Source organism: Enterobacter vonholyi, assembly GCF_040834095.1.
Lineage (GTDB): Bacteria > Pseudomonadota > Gammaproteobacteria > Enterobacterales > Enterobacteriaceae > Enterobacter > Enterobacter vonholyi.
This window is the reverse complement of the sequence record NZ_CP162152.1, coordinates 989,883-1,015,405: the sequence shown is the minus strand read 5'-3', so window position 1 is coordinate 1,015,405 and position 25,523 is coordinate 989,883. Positions and strand designations below refer to the sequence as shown.

The following is a 25,523-nucleotide window of genomic DNA, read 5'->3' as shown; positions in this document are numbered from 1 at the left end:
CCGAGGAAGAAAATGTTCGGAAAATTGACACTGGATGCAGTGCCCTACCATGAACCGATTATTGTGGTTACGGTGGCTGCAATTATCATTGGTGGCGCGGCCTTACTGGCCCTGATCACTTACTTCGGTAAGTGGAGCTACCTGTGGAACGAGTGGCTGACTTCGGTTGACCACAAAAAACTCGGTATCATGTACTGCATCGTCGGTATCGTCATGTTAATTCGTGGCTTTGCGGATGCGATCATGATGCGTAGCCAGCAGGCACTCGCTTCGGCGGGTGAAGCCGGCTTCCTGCCGCCGCACCACTACGATCAGATCTTTACCGCCCACGGCGTTATCATGATCTTCTTCGTGGCGATGCCGCTGGTTATCGGTCTGATGAACGTTGTCGTTCCGCTGCAAATCGGCGCGCGCGACGTGGCGTTCCCGTTCCTGAACAACCTGAGCTTCTGGTTCACGGTTGTCGGCGTTATCCTGGTTAACCTGTCACTGGGCGTGGGCGAATTCGCGCAGACCGGCTGGCTGGCTTACCCACCGCTGTCAGGAATTGAGTACAGTCCGGGCGTTGGCGTCGACTACTGGATTTGGGCGCTTCAGCTCTCCGGTGTCGGTACTACCCTGACCGGTATCAACTTCTTCGTGACCATTATCAAGATGCGTGCCCCTGGCATGACCATGTTCAAGATGCCGGTATTTACCTGGGCATCTCTGTGCGCCAACATCCTGATTATTGCCTCCTTCCCAATTCTGACCGTCACCATCGCGCTGCTGACCCTGGATCGCTATCTGGGCACCCATTTCTTCACGAATGATATGGGTGGCAACATGATGATGTACATCAACCTGATTTGGGCCTGGGGTCACCCGGAAGTGTACATTCTGGTTCTGCCTGTGTTCGGTGTGTTCTCCGAAATCGCGGCAACCTTCTCGCGTAAACGTCTGTTTGGTTACACCTCTCTGGTGTGGGCAACCGTGTGTATTACCGTTCTGTCGTTCATCGTTTGGCTGCACCACTTCTTCACCATGGGTGCGGGCGCGAACGTAAACGCCTTCTTCGGTATCACAACCATGATTATCGCCATCCCTACCGGGGTGAAGATCTTCAACTGGCTGTTCACCATGTACCAGGGCCGTATCGTGTTCCACTCAGCGATGCTGTGGACCATCGGCTTCATCGTAACCTTCTCCGTAGGTGGGATGACCGGCGTACTGCTGGCGGTACCGGGCGCTGACTTCGTTCTGCACAACAGCCTGTTCCTGATTGCGCACTTCCATAACGTTATCATCGGTGGCGTGGTCTTCGGCTGCTTCGCTGGCGTAACCTACTGGTGGCCAAAAGCGTTCGGCTTCACGCTGAACGAAAAATGGGGTAAACGCGCGTTCTGGTTCTGGATCATCGGCTTCTTCGTAGCATTTATGCCGCTGTACGTGCTGGGCTTCATGGGTATGACCCGTCGCCTGAGCCAGCAGATCGATCCGCAGTTCCACCCAATGCTGATGGTTGCAGCGGGCGGTGCCGTGCTGATTGCCTGTGGTATCGCGTCTCAGCTGATTCAGTTCTACGTGTCTATTCGCGACCGCGATCAGAACCGTGACCTGACCGGTGACCCATGGGGTGGCCGTACGCTGGAGTGGGCGACCTCTTCTCCACCTCCTTTCTATAACTTCGCCATTGTGCCGCAGGTTCATGAACGTGACGCATTCTGGGAAATGAAAGAGAAAGGTGAAGCGTACAAGCAACCTGCTCATTACGAAGAGATCCACATGCCGAAAAACAGCGGTGCGGGCATCGTGATTGCCGCCTTCGCAACGGTATTTGGTTTCGCAATGATCTGGCACATCTGGTGGATGGCGATTGTTGGCTTCGCCGGCATCGTAATCAGCTGGATTGTGAAGAGCTTTGACGAGGACGTGGACTACTACGTACCAGTCCGTGAAGTTGAGAAGCTGGAAAATCAGCATTTCGACGAGATTTCTAAAGCGGGGCTGAAAAATGGCAACTGATACTCTGGCGCACTCAACTGCCCACGCGCATGAGCATGCGCACCACGATACAGGACCGACCAAAGTCTTCGGTTTCTGGATCTACCTGATGAGCGACTGCATTCTGTTCTGCTGTCTGTTCGCAACCTATGCCGTTCTGGTGAACGGCACAGCGGGCGGCCCGACCGGCAAGGACATCTTTGAACTGCCGTTCGTTCTGGTTGAAACCGCACTGCTGTTATTCAGCTCCATCACCTACGGCATGGCGGCTATCGCCATGTACAAAAACAACAAGAGCCAGGTTGTTTCCTGGCTGGCGTTGACCTGGTTGTTTGGTGCTGGATTTATCGGGATGGAAATCTATGAATTCCATCACCTGATCATGGAAGGCTTCGGCCCGGATCGCAGTGGCTTCCTGTCCGCGTTCTTCGCGCTGGTCGGCACTCACGGTCTGCACGTGACCTCCGGTCTGATCTGGATGGCAGTCCTGATGTTCCAGATCTCCCGTCGCGGCCTGACCAGTACTAACCGTACCCGTATCCTGTGCCTGAGCCTGTTCTGGCACTTCCTGGACGTGGTGTGGATCTGTGTGTTCTCTGTTGTCTATCTGATGGGGGCGATGTAATGAGTCATTCTAACGATCATGGCGCTTCCCACGGCAGCGTAAAAACCTACATGACAGGTTTTATCCTGTCGATCATCCTGACGGTGATCCCGTTCTGGATGGTGATGAGCGGTTCTGCGTCTAAGCCGGTTATCCTGGGTGCAATCCTGGTAACCGCTGTGATTCAGATTCTGGTGCATCTGGTTTGCTTCCTGCACATGAACACCAAGTCCGATGAAGGCTGGAATATGACCGCCTTTATCTTTACCGTGATTATCATCGCTATCCTGGTAGTCGGTTCCATCTGGATTATGTGGAACCTCAACTACAACATGATGGTTCACTAAGAGCGGCGAGTATGTTTAAGCAATACCTGCAAGTAACGAAACCAGGCATCATCTTTGGCAACCTGATCTCCGTGATCGGAGGGTTCCTGCTGGCCTCTAAGGGCAGCATTGATTACACCCTCTTTATCTACACGCTGGTCGGTGTGTCACTGGTTGTTGCGTCCGGTTGTGTATTTAACAACTACATCGACATGGATATCGACAAGAAGATGGAAAGGACCAAAAATCGGGTGCTGGTGAAAGGCCTGATCGCCCCTTCCGTCTCGCTGGTGTACGCCACCTTGCTGGGTATTGCTGGCTTTATGCTGCTGTGGTTTGGTGCTAACCCACTGGCCTGCTGGCTGGGGGTGATGGGGTTCGTGGTGTATGTGGGCGTCTACAGCCTGTATATGAAGCGCCACTCCGTCTACGGCACGCTGATTGGTTCTCTCTCCGGCGCTGCGCCGCCGGTGATTGGCTACTGTGCGGTCACGAACGAGTTCGACAGCGGTGCGCTGATCCTGCTGGCTATCTTTAGCCTGTGGCAGATGCCGCACTCCTATGCCATCGCGATTTTCCGCTTTAAGGATTATCAGGCAGCGAACATCCCGGTTCTGCCGGTCGTGAAGGGCATTTCGGTTGCCAAGAACCACATCACGCTGTACATCATCGCCTTTGCCGTGGCAACGCTGATGCTCTCTCTGGGTGGTTACGCCGGATACAAATATCTGGCGGTAGCGGCTGCGGTGAGCGTCTGGTGGCTCGGTATGGCGCTGCGCGGTTACAAAGTGGAAGATGACAAAGTCTGGGCGCGCAAACTGTTTGTGTTCTCGATTGTGGCCATCACCTCGCTTTCCGTGATGATGTCCGTAGACTTTATGGTGCCGGATTCACATAACCTGCTGACTTACGTCTGGTAAGCCAAAACAGGTCAATAAAGGGGGTGCTTCGGCACCCTTTTTTATTCGCTGAATCTACTAATAACGCATGTAATATTTGTTAAATAACCCTTTATTTACCCCGCCCCTTCCCCGCACTACACTATGGCCTGCTTTTGAACTGAGGTGGTAATGAACGATTATAAAATGACGCCAGGCGAGCTACGCGCGACCTGGGGCTTAGGGACTGTCTTCTCGCTACGGATGCTTGGCATGTTTATGGTCCTGCCTGTTCTGACCACGTACGGTATGGCGCTGCAGGGGGCCAGCGAGGCGCTGATTGGACTCGCGATCGGCATCTACGGCCTGGCGCAGGCGGTTTTCCAGATCCCTTTTGGCCTGCTCTCTGACCGGGTGGGCAGAAAGCCGCTGATCGTCGGCGGGCTGCTGGTCTTTGTGCTCGGAAGCGTGATTGCCGCCCTCTCCCACTCCATCTGGGGGATTATTCTTGGCCGCGCCCTGCAGGGCTCCGGCGCGATTGCCGCCGCGGTGATGGCGCTGCTGTCCGACTTAACCCGCGAGCAAAACCGCACCAAAGCAATGGCGTTCATCGGCGTGAGCTTTGGCGTAACGTTTGCGATTGCGATGGTGCTTGGCCCCATCATTACGCACACGTTGGGTCTGCACGCCCTGTTCTGGATGATTGCCGTGCTGGCAACCATTGGTATTGCGTTAACCCTGTGGGTCGTGCCGGACAGCAAAAACCACGTCCTCAACCGTGAATCCGGGATGGTAAAAGGCTGCTTCAGCAAAGTGATTGTCGAGCCGCGCCTTCTGAAGCTGAACTTTGGCATTATGTGTCTGCACATCCTGCTGATGTCGACCTTTGTCGCCCTGCCCGGCCAGCTTGCGGCAGCGGGTTTCCCGGCGGCTGAGCACTGGAAAATCTATCTGGTCACGATGCTGATTTCGTTTGTCTCCGTCGTGCCGTTCATCATCTACGCCGAAGTGAAGCGCAAAATGAAGCGCGTCTTCGTGGGCTGCGTGGCGGTCCTGCTGATTGCCGAAATCGTGCTCTGGGGTGCCGGTCCGCACTTCTGGGAGCTGATTGCCGGCGTGCAGCTGTTCTTCCTGGCCTTTAACCTGATGGAAGCGCTGCTGCCGTCGCTTATCAGCAAAGAGTCGCCCGCCGGTTACAAAGGTACGGCAATGGGTATTTACTCCACCAGCCAGTTTCTCGGCGTGGCGATCGGCGGCTCGCTCGGCGGCTGGGTGGACGGCCTGTTTGATTCACAAACCGTGTTTCTCGCCGGTGCGCTGTTAGCGACAGTCTGGCTGCTGGTCGCCAGCACCATGAAAGAGCCGCGCTACGTGAGCAGCCTGCGGATAGAAATCCCGGATGATGTGGAAATTAGCGATGCGCTTAAGCAGCGTCTGGAAGAAAAAGAGGGCGTGACGGACGTGCTCATTGTCCCGGAAGAGCGCAGCGCTTACGTCAAGATAGACAGTAAAATGACTAACCGCTTCGAAGTCGAGCAGGCGCTCAAGGCGTGATAAAAAGCCCGGTTTAACCGGGCTTTTTATATTAATCGCGGAAGTTTTTAAACTGGAACGGTTGTCCCAAATCGCCGCCGCGCACCAGCGCCATTACGGACTGGAGATCGTCGCGGGACTTACCGGTCACGCGAATTTCTTCACCCTGGATCTGCGCCTGCACCTTCAGCTTGCTGTCTTTGATGAGCTTAACGATTTTCTTCTGCACCGCGCTCTCAATACCCTGCTTCAGCTTGGCTTCTACAAACCAGTTCTTACCGCTGTGCACGAACTCTTCCGGCACATCGAGAGACGTCCCTTCGATGCCGCGCTTTAACAGCTTGGCGCGCAGAATATCGAGCAGCTGATTCACCTGGAAATCAGACTCGCTCAGCACCTTAATGGTCTTATTTGCATCGTTCAGCTCAAACGACGCCTCAACGCCACGAAAATCGAAACGTGACTCAACTTCGCGGGTTGCGTTCTCAACGCCGTTGCGAACTTCCTGGATATCAACTTCGGAAACAATATCGAAAGATGGCATCTTTTCTTCTCCCTTCACTTTTGTTGCGTTGCATAATACCCGCTACGAGGCATAACTCAACAGAAGCTTAGCTGTATAATTAAGCTGTAACACCTGGCGCAGTTGCAGGTGAGGAGGAACAATGAAAATTACGGTGCTCGGATGCGGAGCGCTTGGTCAGCTGTGGCTGACCGCGCTGTGCAAGCACGGACATGAGGTTCAGGGCTGGCTGCGAGTGCCCCAACCCTACTGCAGTGTAAACCTGATTGGTGAAGACGGAAGCATCTTTAACGAATCTCTCACCGCCAACGATCCTGATTTCCTGGCGCAAAGCGACCTTTTACTGGTGACGCTCAAGGCCTGGCAGGTCTCAGACGCGGTAAAGACACTGGCCGCGCAGCTCCCCCCCACTTCGCCCATACTGCTGCTGCATAACGGCATGGGTACCCTCGATGAGCTGAAAAGCGTCCCGCAGCCCCTGCTGATGGCGACGACCACGCACGCTGCCCGTCGCGACGGCAACATCATTGTGCATGTCGCCAGCGGCGTGACGCACATGGGTCCTGCCAGACCACAGGATGGCGACTACAGCTATCTTGCCGATGTTCTGCAAAAGGTCTTGCCGGACGTCGCATGGCACAACAACATCCGCCCTCAGCTGTGGCGTAAGCTTGCGGTAAACTGCGTGATCAATCCGCTGACGGCGCTGTGGAACTGCCCGAACGGGGAGCTGAAAAATCATCCGCAGGACGTTGCCATTTTGTGTGCGGAAGTCGCGGCGGTCGTTGAGCGGGAAGGGCTGCATACCTCGGCAGACGATTTGCGCTGCTATGTCGAGCAGGTCATTGAGAGTACAGCAGAAAACATCTCCTCAATGCTGCAGGATGTTCGGGCATTACGCCACACGGAGGTCGACTACATTACCGGCTATCTGCTAAAACGCGCCCGCGCACACGGCATTTCCGTGCCGGAAAACGCCCGTCTGTATGACCTGGTTAAACGTAAGGAGAGTGAATATGAGCGCGTCAGCACTGATCTGCCTCGCCCCTGGTAGCGAAGAGATGGAAGCGGTCACCACCATTGATTTGATGGTGCGCGGCGGCATTAAGATCACCACCGCCAGCGTCGCCAGCGACGGCAATCTTGCAATCACCTGTTCACGCGGGGTGAAAATCCTGGCAGACGCGCCGCTTGTTCAGGTGGCAGACGGAGATTACGACATCATCGTGCTGCCCGGCGGCCTAAAAGGCGCGGAATGTTTTCGCGACAGCCCGCTGCTGGTCGAGACCGTGCGTCAGTTCCATCTGTCAGGCCGTATCGTCGCGGCTATCTGCGCCGCCGCGGGAACGGTTCTGGTTCCGCACGATATCTTCCCCGTCGGCAATATGACCGGCTTCCCGGGGCTGAAGGATACGATCCCGGAAGAACATTGGGTGGACAAACGCGTCGTCTGGGACCCGCGCGTAAACCTGTTGACCAGCCAGGGGCCTGGCACTGCGATTGATTTTGGCTTAAAGATTATTGACCTGCTGGTCGGGCGCGAGAAGGCCTACGAAGTGGCATCATCGCTGGTGATGCCTGCGGGGATTTATAATTACTATGAAGAGTAGTGCATAAAAAAAGCCGGGTGGCGGCTACGCCTTACCCAGCCTACAAATGCACGGTACCGTAGGCCCGGTAAGCGAAGCGCCACCGGGCGAGAAACTACGGACGATACACCTTCACATTCGCAAAGCCCTGCTCGCGCAGATACAGCGCCTGCAGGCGACTCATCACTCCACGCTCACACCACAGCAGATACGTTTTGCTCTGGTCGAGATCGCCAAACTTGGTGCTCAGCTTGTAGAACGGCAGAGAAACCACTTCGACGCCTTCCACCTGCAGCGGCTTGTCATCCTGCTCGTCAATGGAGCGAATATCCAGAATCGCATCGTTCGCGCCGAAACCGCTCACGGTCTCCACTTCAACCACTTCCTGCTCGGTCTGCTGGGCAATCTCGCGGATATCAATGTTGGACGCTTCTTCCACCACTTTATCCAGAATGCTGAAATCGAAGTTCTCTTCTTCCGCTTCGATCTTCGCCTTCACCGCTTTCACCGTTGGGCTTTTAGAGATCACGCCGCAGTATTCCGGCATGGTGCGGGCAAAATCTTCGGTGCCGATTTCGCGCGCCAGATCGATGATGTGCTCTTTGTCATGGGAGATGAGCGGACGCAGGATCAGCGTATCAGATACGTTGTCGATCAGACGCAGGTTGGTCAGCGTCTGGCTGGAGACCTGGCCCAGCGCTTCGCCGGTGACCAGCGCCTGCACGCCGTAGCGTTCAGCCACTTTGGACGCCGCACGCACCATCATGCGCTTAAGGATGACGCCCATCTGACCGTCGTCCACTTTCTCGAGGATTTCGCCGACCACAGGTTCGAAATTGATTGCCACGAAACGCACGCGGTGGGAGCTGCCGAAGCGGTTCCACAGGTAATGCGCCACCTGACGAACGCCGATTTCGTGCGCCGCACCGCCCAGGTTGAAGAAGCAGTAGTGCACACGGCAGCCGCGACGCATCAGCATATAGCTGGAGACGCCGGAGTCGAAGCCGCCAGAGATCAGGGATAATACGTCTTCCTGGGTGCCGATAGGGAAGCCGCCGATACCTTCATAGCGCCCTTTCACCAGCAGCAGGCGATCGTTTTCGATCTCCAGGTTCACCGTCACGTCCGGGTTGGTCAGACGTACGCGCGCCGTTTCAACGTGCTGGTTTAAACCGCCGCCGACATAACGTTCCACTTCAATGGAGCTGAATTCGTGCTTACCGCGACGCTTCACGCGCACGCAGAAGGTTTTGCCTTCGATCTGGTCACGGTACTGCACCAGCGCTTTCTCGAAGATGTCATGCATATCGCTGAACGGAACATCTTCCACTTCCAGGATATGGTGGATCCCCGGAATACGGGTCAGCGCGTCGCGAATATCCTGACGTTTGTTTTCGTCTTTCGCACGGACCTCAACGTGGTCCCAGTGGCGCACCACGGCGAGGGTTTCGTCGTAGTGCTTTAATACGTTACGAATGTTCCCGGTGAGAATTTTAATAAAGCGCAAACGCACAGATTGGCTTTTGATGGTGATTTCAGGGAACAATTTAATGATAAACTTCATGGCGGCAATGTTTCTTAGGCAAGCCTGTTAAGGCTTGTAATGGAAAAGAGTACAGCAGCCCACACCCGTGGCTGCATCCAGGCGCGCAAGTATACCACCATCGCGCCGCTCCTGTGCACATTGCGCGTTATTTGCTTATCCGCCCGAGTCCGTTACCATGTCGGGGCGAAGAATATAAGAGTCAATTCACTATGCCGAAGAAGAACGACGCACCGGCCAGTTTTGAAACTGCGCTGAGTGAACTGGAGCAAATTGTTACCCGTCTTGAGAGCGGCGATCTCCCGCTGGAAGAGGCGCTCAACGAATTCGAGCGTGGCGTGCAGCTGGCGCGCCAGGGGCAGGTCAAGCTGCAGCAGGCCGAGCAGCGCGTGCAGATCCTGCTTTCCGACAGCGAAGACGGGAAAACCACGCCTTTCACACCGGACGCCGAGTAAATGGATTTTGCCAACGAGCTTCAGGCGCGTGTCGTACGCGCCAACGACGCCCTGCGCCGTTTTATTGCGCCACAGCCTTTTCAGAACACTCCACTGGTTGAAGCCATGCACTATGGCGCACTCTTGGGTGGAAAGCGCCTGCGCCCGTTCCTGGTGTATGCCACCGGCAATATGTTTGGCATCAGCGATAGCACGCTGGACGCTCCGGCAGCCGCCGTTGAGTGCATCCACGCCTACTCGCTGATCCACGACGATCTCCCGGCCATGGACGACGACGATTTGCGTCGGGGTAAACCCACCTGCCATATCAAGTTTGGTGAGGCGAATGCCATCCTGGCGGGTGATGCCCTGCAAACGCTGGCGTTCTCGATTCTGAGCGACGCGCCAATGGCGGAAGTGGCTGACCGCGACCGTCTGGCGATGATCTCCGAGCTGGCAATGGCCAGCGGCGTGGCCGGTATGTGCGGCGGACAGGCGCTGGATCTTGAAGCGGAAGGACGTCAGGTTAATCTGGAACAGCTGGAGCGTATTCATCGCCATAAAACCGGGGCACTGATTCGTTCCGCCGTTCGCCTGGGCGCGCTGAGCGCGGGTGAACAAGGGCGCAAAGCCCTGCCGATTCTGGACAGATACGCAGAAAGTATCGGTCTGGCATTCCAGGTTCAGGATGACATTCTGGATGTGGTGGGCGATACTGCAACATTGGGTAAACGTCAGGGTGCGGACCAGCAGCTTGGCAAAAGTACCTACCCCGCCCTGCTGGGCCTTGAGCAAGCCCAACGTAAAGCCCGGGATCTGATTGACGATGCCCGCCAGTCGCTGAATGAACTGGCTGCGCAATCGCTGGATACCTCGGCACTGGAAGCGCTAGCGGACTATATAATCCAGCGTGATAAATAAACTATATATCTCGATGAGCCTTTGATGAGTTTTGATATTGCCAAATACCCGACACTGGCGTTAGTTGACTCCACCCAGGAGTTACGTCTGTTGCCGAAAGAGAGCCTGCCGAAGCTGTGCGACGAGCTGCGTCGCTACCTGCTCGACAGCGTAAGCCGCTCCAGCGGCCATTTCGCCTCCGGGCTTGGCACGGTAGAGCTGACCGTGGCGCTGCACTACGTCTATAACACGCCGTTCGATCAGCTCATCTGGGACGTGGGTCACCAGGCCTATCCGCACAAAATTCTGACCGGACGTCGCGATAAAATTGGCACAATTCGTCAGAAAGGCGGCTTGCACCCGTTCCCGTGGCGCGGTGAGAGCGAGTACGACGTGCTGAGCGTCGGCCACTCCTCTACCTCCATTTCGGCGGGCATCGGTATTGCCGTTGCCGCCGAGAAAGAGAACAAGCAGCGCCGCACCGTCTGCGTGATTGGCGACGGCGCCATCACCGCCGGTATGGCCTTCGAAGCCATGAACCACGCGGGCGACATCAAGCCGGACATGCTGGTTATCCTCAACGATAACGAAATGTCGATTTCCGAAAACGTCGGCGCGCTAAACAACCATCTGGCGCAGCTGCTCTCCGGCAAGCTTTACTCCTCGCTGCGTGAAGGCGGTAAAAAGGTCTTCTCCGGCGTACCGCCGATCAAAGAGCTGCTCAAGCGTACCGAAGAGCACATCAAAGGCATGGTCGTGCCGGGCACCCTGTTTGAAGAACTGGGCTTTAACTATATTGGGCCGGTTGACGGTCACGACGTGCTGGGTCTGGTGACCACGCTCAAGAACATGCGCGACCTGAAAGGCCCGCAGTTCCTGCACATCATGACCAAAAAAGGGCGTGGCTACGAACCGGCGGAAAAAGATCCGATCACCTTCCACGCGGTGCCTAAATTTGACCCGTCCAGCGGCTGTCTGCCAAAAAGCAGCGGCGGCATGCCGAGCTATTCAAAAATCTTCGGCGACTGGCTGTGCGAAACCGCCGCAAAAGACAACAAGCTGATGGCGATTACCCCGGCCATGCGCGAAGGCTCCGGCATGGTCGAATTCTCCCGAAAATACCCGGACCAGTATTTTGACGTCGCCATTGCCGAGCAGCACGCGGTGACGTTTGCAGCGGGCCTGGCGATCGGCGGCTACAAGCCGGTTGTCGCTATCTATTCCACCTTCCTGCAGCGCGCCTACGATCAGGTGATCCACGACGTGGCGATTCAGAAGCTGCCGGTGCTGTTTGCTATCGATCGTGCGGGCATCGTCGGTGCCGATGGTCAGACGCACCAGGGCGCGTTTGACCTGTCGTTCCTGCGCTGCATTCCGGATATGGTTGTCATGACGCCAAGCGACGAGAACGAATGTCGTCAGATGCTGTTTACCGGCTACCACTATCAGGATGGCCCAAGCGCCGTTCGCTACCCGCGCGGCAATGCCGTAGGCGTTGAGCTTCAGCCGCTGGAAAAACTGCCGCTTGGTAAAGGAGTGGTTAAGCGTCGCGGTGAAAAAGTGGCGATCCTGAACTTCGGCACGTTGATGCCCGAGGCCGCGAAAGTGGCTGAAACGCTGAATGCCACGCTGGTGGATATGCGCTTTGTGAAGCCGCTCGACGAATCTCTGATCCTGAGTATGGCTGAGGCCCACGACGTGCTGGTGACGCTGGAAGAAAACGCCATCATGGGCGGTGCGGGTAGCGGCGTGAACGAGGTACTGATGGCAAATCGTAAAGCCGTGCCAGTGCTGAACCTCGGCCTGCCGGATCATTTCATTCCGCAAGGTACCCAGGACGAAGCCCGCGCGGCGATTGGCCTGGACGCTGCCGGTATCGAAGCTAAAATCCGCGCCTGGCTGGACTGATCCCTCACCTTTTCCGCTCCTGCTATGCTTAAACCTGGTGTTTAAACAGCAGGAGCGGAACCGTGCAATACACAACATTAGGAAAAACGGACCTTAAGGTATCCCGACTTTGTCTGGGCTGCATGACCTTTGGCGAGCCCGATCGGGGAAACCATGCCTGGACGCTGCCGGAAGAGAGCAGCCGTCCGATTATCAAACGCGCCATCGAAGGCGGCATTAACTTCTTTGACACCGCCAACAGCTACTCCGACGGTAGCAGCGAGGAGATTGTCGGCCGCGCCCTGCGCGATTTTGCCCGTCGGGATGACATCGTCGTTGCCACCAAGGTCTACTACCCGGTGGGTGACCTGCCGCAGGGCCTTTCTCGCGCGCAGATCCTACGCTCCATTGATGACAGCCTCAGACGCCTGAACATGGATTACGTCGACCTGCTGCAAATTCACCGCTGGGATTACAACACGCCGATCGAGGAGACGCTTGAGGCGCTCAACGACGTGGTCAAAGCCGGTAAAGCACGCTACATCGGCGCGTCGTCTATGCACGCGTCGCAGTTTGCCCAGGCGCTGGATCTCCAGGCCCAACACGGCTGGGCGGGCTTTGTCACCATGCAGGATCACTACAATCTGATCTACCGCGAAGAAGAGCGCGAGATGCTGCCGCTGTGCCACCAGGAGGGCGTGGCGGTCATCCCGTGGAGCCCGCTGGCGCGCGGCCGCCTGACCCGTCCGTGGGGCGAAACTACGGCCCGTCTGGTCTCGGATGAAGTGGGAAAAAATCTCTATGAAGGAACAGAGGCCAGCGATGCACTGATTGCCGAACGCCTGGCCGGGATTGCCGATGATACCGGCGCAACCCGCGCCCAGGTAGCGCTGGCGTGGCTGCTGGGCAAGCGCGGCGTCGCGGCTCCCATTATCGGCACGTCCCGGGAAGAGCAGTTGGACGAACTGTTAAACGCGGTGGATATCACGCTGACGCCCGAACAGGTTGCCGAGCTGGAGACGCCGTATCAGCAGCATCCGGTGGTGGGGTTTAAATAAGCCCCATCTTTTGTAGGCCGGGTAAGGCGGAGCCGCCACCCGGCAATACAAAGCGTACAAACTCACGCGAAGTGATCGTACCCTTTCCAGTCCAGCGTAACCGGCGCACCGTCTTTCACAAACTTCAGCCCTTCACTCTCCGGCATGATCTGACCTATGCAGGTGAATTTCGCACCAAGATGCGCTAACGCCACGTCGAGCGTTCCACGGTTCAGCTCCGGAACGGTAAAGCATAGTTCGTAGTCTTCACCACCAGACAGCGCCCAGCGCAGCGCCTGCGCAGGTTCGACATGACGAAGCAGTTCCTCTGACAGCGGGAACAGATCCAGATCAACGCGCGCCCCAACGCCGCTGGCCTTTAAAATATGGCCAAGGTCTGAGATCAGCCCGTCAGAGAGGTCGATAGCAGAGCTCGCGCGCTCGCGCAGCGCCTGGCCGTGCAGAATACGCGGCGTCGGGCGCAGATGGCGTTTCACCAGATACGCCGCATCGTCGGCATCCTTTACGGTTAAGCGATCCTGGAGAATCGCCAGCCCTGCCGCACTGTCGCCCGGCGTACCGGTGACGTAGATCCAGTCGCCGGGTTTTGCACCCGAGCGCTTCAGCGCGCGGCCGAGCGGCACATAGCCGTGGATCGCCAGCGTCATCGACAGCGGCCCGGCAGTGGTATCACCGCCAATCAGCTGCATATCGTAGTAGTTAAGCTGCTCAAACAGCGCATCGCTGAAAGCTTCAAGCCAGGATTCGTCCACCTCAGGCAGCGTCAGCGCCAGCGTTAACCACGCGGGATCGGCACCCATCGCCGCCAGATCGCTGACGTTAACCGCCAGTGCTTTATACGCCAGATCGGCAGGATCGATATCCGGTAAGAAATGACGGCCGCACACCAGAGTGTCGGTGCTGATGGCCAGCGTCTGTTTTTCTGGAATATTGAGAAGTGCACAGTCATCGCCGATGCCGGTTTCAACATCAAGACGAGAGGTTCTGACACGGTCGAAATAACGGGCAATCAGGGAGAATTCGCCGCATGCCATACGTTATGCCTCAGCAAATAAAAGAAAAAACCGGAGCCGCACCGCCCGTCAGGCAATGCAGGACTCCGGTTTGCGGATCACTTTTTGTGGGGACGGATCGCAGGTGCTGCTTTATCAAGTACGCCGTTTACAAACTTGTGGCTGTCTTCAGCGCCGAAGGTTTTCGCCAGTTCGATCGCTTCGTTGATGGCCACTTTGTACGGCACATCATCACGTTTAGACAGCTCAAACAGCGCAATACGCAACACTGCTTTTTCTACCTGGCCCAGCTCTTCGAGCAGACGGGACAGATAAGGCTTCATCAGACCATCGAGATACGCGCTATTAGTCGCCACTCCCGACAGCAGTTCACGGAAGTACAGAACGTCAACGTCTTTAACGTCCTGTTCTGACAGGAACTGGTATTCAACATCAGCGATGTCGTTCTGGGACAACTGCCAGGAGTAAAGTGCCTGGACGGCACATTCACGGGCGCGGCGACGAGCAGCAGGTTTCACGGAATTCCCCTTACAAAAAAAATCAGGCCTTGATGGCTTTCAATACATTAATCATTTCAAGCGCGGTCAGTGCAGCTTCTGCACCTTTGTTACCGGCTTTGGTGCCAGCACGTTCGATGGCTTGTTCAATACTTTCGGTGGTCAGCACGCCGAATGCGACAGGAATTTCAGCATCCTGCGCAACGTGTGCCAGGCCGTTGCTTGCACCGCCCGCAACGTATTCGAAGTGCGCAGTGCCGCCACGAATAACGGTACCCAGCGCAATCACCGCGTCATATTTACCGGTTTTCGCCAGCGCGCCTGCCGCCAGTGGCAGTTCGTAAGCGCCTGGAACCCAAACAACGGTAATGTTGTCATCTTTAACCTGGCCGATACGTTTCAGGGCGTCAATCGCACCTTCCAGCAGGCTGTCGTTGATGAAGTTGTTGAAACGCGCAATGGTGATGGCGACGCGAGCGTCCGGGGTAGCTACAGCAGCTTCAATAATGTTCATACTCTTCCTTTACGGGTTCATTTGGCCCCGCAGGGGGGCGGATTTTATCATAATACTTTGCGCACTGCTTCCCTATTTCAGGAGCAATTACGCTGTCGTTAAGTGGAGGCAGACATCCGGACCTACCGGACGAATCTCGCTAAATGTGAGTTGCGGTGCGTCGGCCAGTTTTTCAAGGCCGGGCAGCACAAACAGGCCGCGCGCGTCGTGGCCTAACAGTTTAGGCGCAACGTAAACAAGCAGTTCATCCACCAGCCCGGCCTGTAAGAGCGCACCGGCAAGCGTTGGCCCCGCCTCTACCCAGATGCTGTTCACCTGCTGCTTGCCGAGCAGCATCATCAGCACCACCAGATCCAGATGGCCGTTATGCTCCGGCACCAGAATGCTGCGCACGCCTTCCGGCCATTCGCGCGTATCTTCTTTGGTGCGGGCAATCCAGGTTTCCCCCGGCTGCTGGACGATGCGGTGCTCCGGCGTCAGGCGGTTCTGGCTATCAATGACAATACGCAGCGGCTGACGCAGGTTCTCCTGCGGATACAGGGCCTGGGTATCGGCATTCAGCTCGTCCCAGCGCACGGTCATGGCCGGATCGTCAGCCAGAACGGTTTCACTGCTGGTGAGAATAGCATGGCTTTGCGCACGCAGACGTTGCACATCGCGCCTTGCCTGTGGAGAAGTGATCCACTGGCTTTCACCGTTTGCCATTGCCGTACGGCCGTCCAGCGAGGCGCCCAGCTTGAGCTGAATATACGGGAACCCCGTGCGCATGCGCTTCAGGAAACCTTTGTTAAGCGCTTCCGCGTCCTGCATCATAAGACCATGGCTGACGTCAATGCCTTCCTGCTGCAGGCGATACAGACCGCGTCCAGCCACCTGCGGATTTGGGTCCTGCATCGATGCGACCACGCGTGAAACACCCGCCGCGATCAACGCTTCACAGCACGGCGGCGTACGCCCGTGATGGCTGCAGGGCTCCAGCGTGACGTAGGCTGTGGCACCGCGCGCCTTCTCACCGGCCATGCGCAACGCATGAACCTCGGCATGCGGTTCGCCCGCCCGATAGTGAAACCCCTCTCCTACAATCTCGCCATCGTTGACGATAACGCACCCGACGTTCGGGTTGGGATGGGTAGTAAAACGGCCGCGCTGCGCCAGCTTCATGGCTCGCGCCATGTAAATCTCATCCTGCATGAGCTTAATCCTGTAAGCGGGCGATCTCTTCTCCAAACTCTTTGATGTCTTCGAAGCTGCGGTAGACCGAGGCGAAGCGGATATAGGCGACCTTATCGAGCTTTTTCAACTGCTCCATCACCAGGTTGCCGATCATTTTGCTTGGCACTTCACGCTCACCCAAACCACGAAGGTAAGATTTTATGTGGTTTAACGCCATCTCCACGTCGTCCGCGCTGACGGGACGTTTTTCGAGGGCCTTCAGCATCCCGCTGCGCAGTTTCTCTTCGTTAAACGGCTCGCGCACGTCGTTACTTTTTACCACGCGCGGCATTACCAGCTCTGCAACCTCAAAGGTCGTGAAACGCTCGTTGCACACCAGACACTGCCGACGACGGCGTACGGATGACCCTTCGCCCACAAGACGAGAGTCGATGACTTTGGTATCCACAGCGGAGCAGAATGGGCAATGCATACGGTATCCCTGTTATCTGGTTAACTAATTTTCATTTTACCCTGATCTGGCCTGACAACAAAGGAAGAGCTTTTTGAGACAAAGGATCTATATCTCACATGATGATGCTGGCTACCATTAAGGCGATCCGTTATTTCAAGGAAATAAACGCAATGACAAGACGTTACCTGAAAATATTGCTGGTGGGGAGCCTCTTCACCCTTAGCGCCTGTGCACAGCAAACCGAAGTCCGTCAGTTGAAACAGAGCGTCAATACGCTCAATACGGCGATGGACAAGCTGAACAAAGAAACGGTGAAAATCACCCAGCAAAACGCGCTGAATGCCAAATCCAGCAGCGGGGTTTATCTGCTGCCGGGCGCGAATACGCCTGCGCGTCTCAATAGTCAGATCGGCACGCTAAAAATGTCTCTGGTGAATGTGGCAGCGAACGCAGATGGTACTCGCGCAACATTACGCATCCAGGGAGAGTCCAACGATCCGCTGCCAGCCTTCAGCGGCACCGTCGAGTGGGGGCAGATCCAGGGCACAACGGAGAACTACCAGGAGGTGAACGTGAAGAATCAGCTCTTCACCGCCCCGGCCAGTGTTTTAGCACCAAGCGATGTGGATATTCCGCTTCAGTTAAGCGGCGTTACGCCGGAACAGTTAGGCTTTATCCGCATTCACGACATTCAACCCGCCGCGCACTAATCCCCTCCTTTTTAGCGGAGCGCAATGTCACTCCGCTAACATTTACATTTCGTATGGATTGGCAACATAAATGATTGCCGCTACAATCCCGCCCGTTTAAAGTACGCAAACGTGAACGCAATCGATTACGCGTGTGAGAGATATGTGAAACAACACATATTTTTGTGAGCAGGGATTCCTATAATAGGCACCGCAGAAACACGAAATATTTAGAAACGCAATTCGCGCATTTTTCACTCCCGAAAGGGAATTTCAATCAGTGGCATGATTATGAAAAAAACATTACTCGCAGCTGGCGCCGTGCTGGCACTTTCTTCCTCTTTCACTGTTAACGCAGCGGAAAACGATAAACCACAATACCTCTCCGACTGGTGGCACCAGAGCGTTAACGTAGTCGGCAGCTACCACACCCGTTTCGGACCACAGATCCGCAACGATACCTACCTGGAGTACGAAGCATTCGCCAAGAAAGACTGGTTTGATTTCTACGGCTACATGGATGCACCGGTCTTCTTCGGCGGTAACTCTCAGGCAAAAGGTATCTGGAACCACGGTTCTCCGCTGTTCATGGAGATCGAGCCGCGCTTCTCCATCGACAAGCTGACCGGCACCGACCTCAGCTTCGGTCCGTTCAAAGAGTGGTACTTCGCGAACAACTATATCTACGACATGGGCCGCAACGAGTCTGGTCGTCAGAGCACCTGGTATATGGGTCTGGGTACGGACATCGACACCGGCCTGCCAATGAGCCTGTCCCTGAACGTTTACGCGAAATACCAGTGGCAGAACTACGGTGCAGAAAACCAGAATGAGTGGGATGGCTACCGTTTCAAAGTGAAATACTTTGTACCAATCACTCAGCTGTGGGGCGGTAACCTGAGCTACATCGGCTTCACCAACTTCGACTGGGGTTCAGAACTGGGAGATAAGAGCGGTTACGCAGAGAACGGTATTAAACAGCGTACTAACGACTCCATCGCCTCCAGCCACATCCTGGCGCTGAACTACGATCACTGGCACTACTCTGTAGTGGCGCGTTACTGGCACAACGGCGGCCAGTGGAACGACGACGCCGACCTGAATTGGATGAAAGAAAACGTCCGTTCTACCGGTTGGGGTGGTTACCTGGTTGTAGGTTACAACTTCTAATCAGTGTGGGTTTCGCCCGGTGGCGCTACGCTTACCGGGCCTACGACCCAAATGTAGGCCGGGTAAGGCGTAGCCGCCACCCGGCCTTTTACTGCTTCACCTTCCGCAAAAAATCCGCCAGAGACCTGTCCGCGCTCTCGCTAAAACGCCTCTCCGTAGCCACAATATTGAGGCATCGGTCGAGCCGGAAACAGCGATAGTCATCGCGCCGTTCACACCACGCAGCCAGCAGCCAGCGCTCTCCCCAGAAGAATAGCCCCAGCGGCTGAACCTCACGTTTAGACAGCTGTCCGGCTTCATCACGGTAATGCAGCGCCAGCACGCGCTGGGCGGAAATCGCCTGATGAATCATGTCAAAATCGCTGCGGGAGTGGCTTTGCATGCAAAAGTCCGGGGCGTAGATCCGCGTCTGCTCCGCCTTTCGGCGGCTCTCCTCGGGCAGAATCGCCAGCACCTTCTCCTGAGCCGACTCCAGCTCGCGCGACAGCGATTCCCCACCCCAGGTTTTGAGCAGGCGAATCGCGACGATCAGCGCCTCGGACTCCTTATTTGTCAGCATCAGCGGCGGCAGGTCAAAGCCCGACATCAGCCGATATCCACTTCCCGCCTCACCTTCCACCGGCACGCCGGAAAGCGACAGGTCGCGGATATCGCGATATACCGTGCGCTCGGACACGCCAAGCCGGTCCGCGAGATGCGCTGCCGTTGTCAGACGCCTGCCCCGCAGGATCTGCACAATCTGAAACAAACGGTCAGCGCGTCGGGTCATAACTTTGTCCGCTCTCAGGCAGGTTGATGGAGCCCGACGCGGTTGCCCTCGCTGTCGGTAAACAAGGCGATAGTGCCAATGCCATGCGGCAGTTCCAGCGGGCCAAACACGCACTCGCCGCCCGCAGAGGCGATGCGATCGAGCGTGGCCGCCAGATTGTCAGTATGCAGGTAAATAATAGCGCCCTGCAAAGACGGTGTAACGCCGTCAAATTTTGCCAGTGCGCCTCCGGTACCCGGATCCTCATGCGGGAAAACGGCCAGCTCCGCACAGTCCATTTTCTCGCGACGCAGCGCAAGCTGCATCACGGACTCATAAAATTTGATGGCGCGATCCATATCCGAGACCGGAATTTCAAACCAGTTAATGACGCTTTTCATACATCCTCCTGCCTGTTGTTTGGGTTCAGAAGGAGTCTACGACAGGGCTCCTGACAGCATACTGTCAGGAGTGTTTGTCAGGAGCAGATAAAAAAAATCCCGGTCAACCGACCGGGATTTCGATAACGCGCTAAACGTCGCCTTACGGCAGAATGGACGGCTGATCCGCCCCTTCTTTCTCGACTTTCTGCTGGAGCAGGTGCTCGCGCTTCATGCCGAGTTTCAGTGCCAGGGCGGACGCAACGTAGATAGACGACGCCGTACCGATGGTGACACCAATCAGCATGGTCAGCGAGAAGCCTTCCAGTACCGGACCACCGAAGAGGAACAGCATCAGGATCACCATCAGGGTAGTACCGGAGGTGATCAAGGTACGGTGCAGCGTTTGGGTCAACGACACGTTAAAGATCTCGTACGGCGTACCGCGACGGATCTTACGGAAGTTTTCACGAATACGGTCAGATACCACGATACTGTCGTTCAGCGAGTAACCGATAACGGACATCAGTGATGCCACGATCGTCAGGTCAATCTCAATGTGGAACAGCGACAGTATGCCCATGGTGATCACCACGTCGTGCGCCAGGGCGATAACCACACCGGCCGCCAGTCGCCACTCAAAGCGGAAACCGACGTACACCAGGATGGAGATCAGCGCCACCAGCAGCGCCATCGCACCGGTCTGCGCCAGGTCAGCACCTACGCTTGGGCCGACGAACTCAATACGCTTAACCGCCGCGTTCTGGCTGGTTGTTTCGTTAATCACGCTAACAACCTTACTGCCCAGCTCCTGGCTGCCGTTGGCATCGTGCACCGGCGGCATACGTACCATGATGTCGCGGCTGCTGCCGAAGTTCTGCAGCAGCGGCTCTTCAAAGCCCGCTTTCTGCAGCGATTCGCGCATCTGGTCCATATCGACCGGTTTTTCCAGGGAGATTTCAATTACCGTACCACCGGTAAAATCGAGCCCCCAGTTAAAGCCTTTCACGCCAATAATGACGATGGACAGAATCAGCAGGAAACCTGAAATGCCGAAGGCCCAGTAGTCCCAGCGCATAAAGTCCCAGACTTTACGGCCGTGGTTCAATTGTTCAACAGTATATTCCTGTGCCACAACGCACTCCTCAGATAGACAGCTTTTTGACGCGCTTGCCGCCGTACAGCAGGTTCACGATGGCACGGGTGCCGACAATAGCGGTAAACATTGACGTTGCGACACCGATACCGGTTGTAATCGCAAAGCCTTTGATAGCGCCGGTACCCACTGCATACAGGATAAGAACCTTGATCAGTGTTGTTACGTTCGCATCGAAGATAGAGCTGAACGCGCCTTTATAACCTTCGTCAATCGCCTGCTGAACAGAACGACCGTTGCTCAACTCTTCTTTGATACGTTCGTTAATCAGTACGTTGGCGTCGACCGCCACCGCAAGGGTCAGAACGATACCCGCAATACCCGGCATGGTCAGCGTCGCCCCCGGGAGCAGGGACATGATGCCGATAATCAGCACCAGGTTCGCAATCAGCGCAGAGGTCGCAATCAGACCAAACTTCTTATAGAAGAAGATCATGAACAGAATAGAGACCACCAGACCGGCCAGACACGCTTCCAGGCCCTGCTGGATGTTTTGCATACCCAGAGTTGGACCAATGGTACGTTCTTCAACAATCTGAATTGGCGCAATCAGCGCACCGGCACGCAGCAGCAGGGAGAGCTGACGCGCTTCGTTCGGGTTGTTGATGCCGGTAATACGGAAGCTGTTACCCAGACGAGACTGGATATTGGCGATGTTAATCACCTCTTCCTCTTTCACCAGCACAGCACGACCGTTTGCATCTTTCTTACCGCTGTCTTTGTACTCCACGAACAGGGTTGCCATCGGTTTACCGATGTTGTCCTTGGTGAAGTTAGACATGATGTTACCACCCGCGCTATCGAGCGAGATGTTAACCTGCGGCTGGTTGTATTCGTCCTGGCTCGACGTGGAGTCGGTGATGTGATCACCGGTCAGAATCACGCGTTTGTACAGCACAACCGGCTGACCTTCGCGGGTCTGTTTCACTTCGGAGTCACCCGGAATACGGCCAGAAGCGGCAGCAGACTGGTCAACGTTGGTATTCACCAGACGGAATTCCAGGGTTGCGGTCGCACCCAGAATCTCTTTCGCACGCGCGGTGTCCTGAATACCCGGCAGTTCAACCACGATACGGTCAGCACCCTGACGCTGTACCAGCGGCTCGGCCACACCCAGTTGGTTTACACGGTTACGCAGAATGTTGATGTTCTGCTGAACGGCATATTCACGCGCTTCTTTCAGGCGCGCATCGGTCATCACCGCACGCAGCTGGTTGCTGCCCTGCGAGGAGATCACCAGGTCACGGTGACGTTGAGTCAGATAATCTACAGCCTGATCGCGCGCCGCGCTGTCGCGGAACGTGATGCTCATGCCGTAGTTATCTTCTTTACGCACGGTGGTGTAAGCGATGCCTTTATCACGCAGATCGCTGCGCAGGCTGTCGATATTCTGTTCCTGCAGCTTGCCGAGCGCGGTATCCATATCCACTTCCATCAGGAAGTGAACGCCGCCACGCAGGTCAAGACCGAGTTTCATTGGCTCTGCTTTCATCGCAGCCAGCCAACGCGGGGTTGCAGGGGCAAGGTTAAGCGCCACGACGTATTTGTCACCCAGCACGCCCATCAGCGCTTCGCGAGCGCGGAGCTGCGTGTCGGTGGTGTCGAAGCGAGCAAGAATTGCGCCCTCTTCCAGAGCCACAGACTTAGCGGTAATTTTTTCTTCTTGTAACGTTTTCTGGACCTGGATCAGCGTTTGCTCACTGGCGGCGACACCGCGCGCGCCAGTGATTTGAACAGCCGGATCCTCACCATACAGGTTGGGAAGCGCGTACAGCAGGCCGACGAGAATCACGACGACCAGCATGATGTACTTCCACAAAGGATAACGGTTTAACACGGCAGTTCCCTTTGGGAAAAGTTGGGATTACAGCGCCTTCATGGTGCCTTTCGGCAGAACGGCAGCTACGAAGTCACGTTTGATGACCACTTCAGTGGTGTCGTTCAGGGCGATAGCAATGTAGCCGTTTTCAGCCACTTTGGTTACGCGACCGACCAGACCACCGTTAGTCAGCACTTCATCGCCTTTCGCAATGGAGTTCATCAGGTTTTTGTGCTCTTTGGTGCGCTTCTGCTGTGGACGCAGGATCATGAAGTAGAAGATCAGACCGAACACAACCAGCATCAGAATCAGAGACATCGGGCTGCCCTGCGCTGGAGCACCTGTTGCCGCTACCGCATCAGAAATAAAAAAGCTCATTCAAATTCCCTCATTATTAAAATTAATCAACGTTCAACGGTGGAACATCCCGCCCCTGACGTTGGTAGAAATCGGTCACGAAGCTCTCTAATTTACCCTCTTCGATAGCCTTACGTAAACCAGCCATTAAGCGCTGATAATAACGAAGATTATGAATGGTATTGAGACGCGCGCCCAAAATCTCGTTGCAACGATCGAGATGATGCAGATACGCGCGAGAATAATTGCGACAGGTATAGCAATCGCACTCGGAATCGAGCGGGCTGGTGTCACTCTTATGCTTCGCGTTACGGATTTTCACCACGCCATCGGTAACGAACAAATGGCCGTTACGCGCGTTGCGGGTTGGCATGACGCAGTCGAACATATCAATGCCGCGGCGTACGCCTTCAACCAGATCTTCCGGTTTCCCCACGCCCATCAGGTATCGTGGTTTATCCGCCGGGATTTGCGGGCAGACATGCTCCAGAATGCGGTGCATGTCTTCCTTCGGCTCACCCACAGCCAAACCGCCGACAGCGTAGCCATCAAAACCTATCTCTACCAGACCTTTAACCGAGATATCGCGTAAATCTTCGTAAACGCTGCCCTGGATAATGCCGAACAGCGCATTTTTGTTCTGCAGGGAGTCAAAGCGGTCACGGCTACGCTTCGCCCAGCGCAGAGACATCTCCATTGAACGCTTGGCGTAATCCCAGTCGGCCGGGTATGGCGTACATTCGTCGAAGATCATCACGATATCAGATCCGAGATCGTACTGAATCTCCATCGATTTTTCCGGATCGAGGAAAATCGGATCGCCGTTGATCGGGTTACGGAAGTGAACGCCCTGCTCGGTGATCTTGCGGATATCGCCCAGGCTGAAGACCTGGAAGCCGCCGGAGTCGGTCAGGATAGGGCCTTTCCACTGCATGAAATCGTGCAGGTCGCCGTGGAGCTTCATGATCTCCTGGCCCGGACGCAGCCACAGGTGGAAGGTGTTGCCGAGGATAATCTGTGCGCCCGTGGCTTCTACTTCTTCCGGCGTCATCCCTTTTACGGTGCCGTACGTGCCCACAGGCATAAACGCGGGGGTTTCCACCACGCCGCGATCAAACACCAGGCGACCGCGACGCGCGCGACCGTCGGTGGTATCGAGTTCAAATTTCATTTTTTCTCCGACGTCAGAAAAACAGTCCAACGTTGTAACACGGTGCCGCGGACTTATTCCCCGACACGCTCATTCAAAGCCTGCGGATTGTACGTGATAAACATCGCGTCCCCGTAGCTAAAAAAGCGATATTTTTGTTCTACCGCAGACTTGTAGGCCGCCATAGTGTGCTGATAACCGGCAAACGCGGAAACCAGCATAATCAGCGTCGATTCAGGCAGATGGAAGTTGGTCACCAGCGCGTCAATCACTTTGTACTGATAGCCCGGGTAGATAAAGATCTGCGTATCGCCAAAGAATGGCTCGATAAGTCCGTTTTTAGCCGCCTGCGCGGCGCTCTCGAGTGAGCGCACGGACGTCGTACCAACCGCCACGACGCGGCTGCCGCGCGCTTTCGCCGCCAGCACCGCGTCCACCACGTCCTGAGGCACTTCAGCATACTCAGAGTGCATGATGTGATCTTCAATGCTGTCCACGCGCACCGGCAGGAAGGTACCCGCGCCGACGTGCAGCGTCACGAACGCCATCTCAATGCCTTTCGCGCGCAGTTTTTCCAGCAGCGGCTCATCAAAGTGCAGACCTGCCGTCGGGGCCGCGACCGCGCCAGGCTTCTGGCTGTAGACGGTCTGATACAGCTCGCGGTCGGCCTCTTCGTCCGGACGCTCAATATACGGCGGCAGCGGCATGTGGCCGATGGCGTTCAGGATATCGAGCACCGTGCGTTCGTCGTTGAACTCCACCTCGAACAGCGCGTCGTGGCGCGCGGTCATGGTCGCCTTGATGCTCTCATCATCGCCCAGCAGCAGCTCCGCGCCCGGCTTTGGCGCCTTAGATGCGCGAATATGTGCCAGAATACGTTTATCATCGAGCATACGTTCGACCAGCACTTCAATCTTGCCGCCGCTGGCTTTACGGCCGAACAGGCGCGCCGGGATCACGCGGGTATTGTTAAAGACCAGCAGATCGCCAGGGTTGAGCTTGTCGAGCAAATCGGTGAAAGTACCGTGCGTCAGCTCGCCCGTTGGCCCATCCAGTGACAGTAAGCGACAGCTGCTGCGCTCAGGCATGGGATAGTGAGCAATCAGGGATTCAGGTAGTTCAAAGGAGAAATCGGCGACGCGCAT

The 25,523-nt window shown here is 56.0% G+C and carries 27 protein-coding genes; 13 read left to right on the top strand and 14 right to left on the bottom strand.

The features are described 5' to 3' along the window. The first annotated feature begins 12 nt into the window (after positions 1-12). From cyoB to AB3N39_RS04730, 5 genes are all read left to right on the top strand, one after another. Positions 13-2,004 carry a cytochrome o ubiquinol oxidase subunit I gene (cyoB, locus tag AB3N39_RS04750; protein ID WP_014168864.1) on the top strand — a complete coding sequence of 664 codons (1,992 nt, stop codon included), beginning with the start codon at positions 13-15 and terminating at the stop codon, positions 2,002-2,004. Then, on the top strand, positions 1,994-2,608 hold the full coding sequence (locus tag AB3N39_RS04745) for a cytochrome o ubiquinol oxidase subunit III (RefSeq protein ID WP_008503324.1): 615 nt from the start codon (positions 1,994-1,996) through the stop codon (positions 2,606-2,608). The genes cyoB and AB3N39_RS04745 overlap by 11 nt, the downstream gene beginning before the upstream one ends. After that, positions 2,608-2,934, top strand: a complete 327-nt coding sequence (locus AB3N39_RS04740) for a cytochrome o ubiquinol oxidase subunit IV (protein WP_006176899.1) — start codon at positions 2,608-2,610, stop codon at positions 2,932-2,934. Before AB3N39_RS04745 ends, AB3N39_RS04740 begins: the two co-directional genes overlap by 1 nt. A gap of 11 nt (positions 2,935-2,945) precedes the next feature. After that, positions 2,946-3,833, top strand: coding sequence for a heme o synthase (gene cyoE, locus AB3N39_RS04735; protein ID WP_013095848.1), 888 nt, complete (start codon positions 2,946-2,948; stop codon positions 3,831-3,833). A gap of 150 nt (positions 3,834-3,983) precedes the next feature. Continuing rightward, positions 3,984-5,345 (top strand): MFS transporter, encoded by a 1,362-nt coding sequence (locus tag AB3N39_RS04730; RefSeq protein WP_115874347.1) that lies wholly within the window; start codon positions 3,984-3,986, stop codon positions 5,343-5,345. Between the two features lie 31 nt (positions 5,346-5,376). Here the strand turns inward: AB3N39_RS04730 and AB3N39_RS04725 are convergent, their stop codons facing one another. Continuing rightward, the gene (locus AB3N39_RS04725) at positions 5,377-5,868 is read right to left on the bottom strand and encodes a YajQ family cyclic di-GMP-binding protein (RefSeq protein ID WP_023334701.1); all 492 of its coding nucleotides are present in this window, start codon (positions 5,866-5,868) and stop codon (positions 5,377-5,379) included. Between the two features lie 121 nt (positions 5,869-5,989). On the opposite strand from AB3N39_RS04725, the gene panE reads away from it, so the two are divergent. Together panE and yajL are read left to right on the top strand one after the other, a co-directional pair. After that, on the top strand, positions 5,990-6,901 hold the full coding sequence (panE, locus tag AB3N39_RS04720; protein ID WP_133293883.1) for a 2-dehydropantoate 2-reductase: 912 nt from the start codon (positions 5,990-5,992) through the stop codon (positions 6,899-6,901). Next, the gene (yajL, locus tag AB3N39_RS04715) at positions 6,864-7,457 is read left to right on the top strand and encodes a protein deglycase YajL (RefSeq protein ID WP_133293882.1); all 594 of its coding nucleotides are present in this window, start codon (positions 6,864-6,866) and stop codon (positions 7,455-7,457) included. Before panE ends, yajL begins: the two co-directional genes overlap by 38 nt. Positions 7,458-7,551: 94 nt before the next feature. Here the strand turns inward: yajL and thiI are convergent, their stop codons facing one another. Further along, positions 7,552-9,000 carry a tRNA uracil 4-sulfurtransferase ThiI gene (thiI, locus tag AB3N39_RS04710; RefSeq protein ID WP_111963420.1) on the bottom strand — a complete coding sequence of 483 codons (1,449 nt, stop codon included), beginning with the start codon at positions 8,998-9,000 and terminating at the stop codon, positions 7,552-7,554. A gap of 191 nt (positions 9,001-9,191) precedes the next feature. Between thiI and xseB the strand changes: the two genes are divergently transcribed. The 4 genes from xseB to AB3N39_RS04690 all read left to right on the top strand — a co-directional run bounded on the left by xseB (position 9,192) and on the right by AB3N39_RS04690 (position 13,258). Continuing rightward, entirely contained in the window at positions 9,192-9,434 is a 243-nt protein-coding gene (gene xseB / locus AB3N39_RS04705; protein WP_133293880.1) for an exodeoxyribonuclease VII small subunit, read from the top strand. Beyond that, the gene (gene ispA / locus AB3N39_RS04700; protein ID WP_133293879.1) at positions 9,435-10,334 is read left to right on the top strand and encodes a (2E,6E)-farnesyl diphosphate synthase; all 900 of its coding nucleotides are present in this window, start codon (positions 9,435-9,437) and stop codon (positions 10,332-10,334) included. Positions 10,335-10,358: 24 nt separating this feature from the next. Beyond that, positions 10,359-12,221, top strand: a complete 1,863-nt coding sequence (gene dxs / locus AB3N39_RS04695; RefSeq protein WP_133293878.1) for a 1-deoxy-D-xylulose-5-phosphate synthase — start codon at positions 10,359-10,361, stop codon at positions 12,219-12,221. 62 nt (positions 12,222-12,283) lie between these two features. After that, a complete protein-coding gene (locus AB3N39_RS04690) occupies positions 12,284-13,258 on the top strand; it encodes an aldo/keto reductase (protein ID WP_133293877.1) in 975 nt (324 codons plus the stop codon). 62 nt (positions 13,259-13,320) lie between these two features. On the opposite strand, the gene thiL is transcribed toward AB3N39_RS04690, so the two are convergent. From thiL to nrdR, 5 genes are all read right to left on the bottom strand, one after another. After that, positions 13,321-14,292 (bottom strand): thiamine-phosphate kinase, encoded by a 972-nt coding sequence (thiL, locus tag AB3N39_RS04685; protein WP_111963424.1) that lies wholly within the window; start codon positions 14,290-14,292, stop codon positions 13,321-13,323. Between the two features lie 77 nt (positions 14,293-14,369). Next, positions 14,370-14,789, bottom strand: a complete 420-nt coding sequence (nusB, locus tag AB3N39_RS04680) for a transcription antitermination factor NusB (protein WP_006809908.1) — start codon at positions 14,787-14,789, stop codon at positions 14,370-14,372. A 22-nt stretch (positions 14,790-14,811) separates the two neighbouring features. Continuing rightward, the gene (ribE, locus tag AB3N39_RS04675; protein ID WP_006176874.1) at positions 14,812-15,282 is read right to left on the bottom strand and encodes a 6,7-dimethyl-8-ribityllumazine synthase; all 471 of its coding nucleotides are present in this window, start codon (positions 15,280-15,282) and stop codon (positions 14,812-14,814) included. Positions 15,283-15,369: 87 nt separating this feature from the next. Further along, on the bottom strand, positions 15,370-16,473 hold the full coding sequence (gene ribD, locus AB3N39_RS04670) for a bifunctional diaminohydroxyphosphoribosylaminopyrimidine deaminase/5-amino-6-(5-phosphoribosylamino)uracil reductase RibD (RefSeq protein ID WP_136195259.1): 1,104 nt from the start codon (positions 16,471-16,473) through the stop codon (positions 15,370-15,372). A gap of 4 nt (positions 16,474-16,477) precedes the next feature. Then, on the bottom strand, positions 16,478-16,927 hold the full coding sequence (gene nrdR / locus AB3N39_RS04665; protein WP_008503337.1) for a transcriptional regulator NrdR: 450 nt from the start codon (positions 16,925-16,927) through the stop codon (positions 16,478-16,480). 152 nt (positions 16,928-17,079) lie between these two features. Here nrdR and AB3N39_RS04660 point away from each other — a divergent pair, with 152 nt between their 5' ends. Next, complete coding sequence (locus AB3N39_RS04660) at positions 17,080-17,619, top strand: DUF3251 domain-containing protein (RefSeq protein WP_111963494.1); 540 nt, start codon at positions 17,080-17,082, stop codon at positions 17,617-17,619. 270 nt (positions 17,620-17,889) lie between these two features. Next, positions 17,890-18,768 (top strand): nucleoside-specific channel-forming protein Tsx, encoded by an 879-nt coding sequence (locus AB3N39_RS04655; protein ID WP_223581432.1) that lies wholly within the window; start codon positions 17,890-17,892, stop codon positions 18,766-18,768. Positions 18,769-18,856: 88 nt separating this feature from the next. Here AB3N39_RS04655 and AB3N39_RS04650 read toward each other — a convergent pair whose 3' ends face one another. The 7 genes from AB3N39_RS04650 to queA form a co-directional block, all read right to left on the bottom strand. After that, positions 18,857-19,537, bottom strand: coding sequence for a YafY family protein (locus tag AB3N39_RS04650; protein WP_111963426.1), 681 nt, complete (start codon positions 19,535-19,537; stop codon positions 18,857-18,859). 14 nt (positions 19,538-19,551) lie between these two features. Then, entirely contained in the window at positions 19,552-19,917 is a 366-nt protein-coding gene (locus AB3N39_RS04645; protein ID WP_367897100.1) for a VOC family protein, read from the bottom strand. Positions 19,918-20,059: 142 nt separating this feature from the next. Then, positions 20,060-21,031, bottom strand: coding sequence for a protein translocase subunit SecF (gene secF, locus AB3N39_RS04640; protein ID WP_325848724.1), 972 nt, complete (start codon positions 21,029-21,031; stop codon positions 20,060-20,062). A 10-nt stretch (positions 21,032-21,041) separates the two neighbouring features. After that, positions 21,042-22,889 carry a protein translocase subunit SecD gene (gene secD, locus AB3N39_RS04635; RefSeq protein ID WP_071957349.1) on the bottom strand — a complete coding sequence of 616 codons (1,848 nt, stop codon included), beginning with the start codon at positions 22,887-22,889 and terminating at the stop codon, positions 21,042-21,044. Between the two features lie 27 nt (positions 22,890-22,916). After that, positions 22,917-23,249 (bottom strand): preprotein translocase subunit YajC, encoded by a 333-nt coding sequence (gene yajC, locus AB3N39_RS04630; protein ID WP_003859109.1) that lies wholly within the window; start codon positions 23,247-23,249, stop codon positions 22,917-22,919. 22 nt (positions 23,250-23,271) lie between these two features. Next, positions 23,272-24,399, bottom strand: coding sequence for a tRNA guanosine(34) transglycosylase Tgt (gene tgt / locus AB3N39_RS04625; protein ID WP_003859110.1), 1,128 nt, complete (start codon positions 24,397-24,399; stop codon positions 23,272-23,274). 53 nt (positions 24,400-24,452) lie between these two features. Next, entirely contained in the window at positions 24,453-25,523 is a 1,071-nt protein-coding gene (gene queA, locus AB3N39_RS04620) for a tRNA preQ1(34) S-adenosylmethionine ribosyltransferase-isomerase QueA (RefSeq protein WP_136195255.1), read from the bottom strand.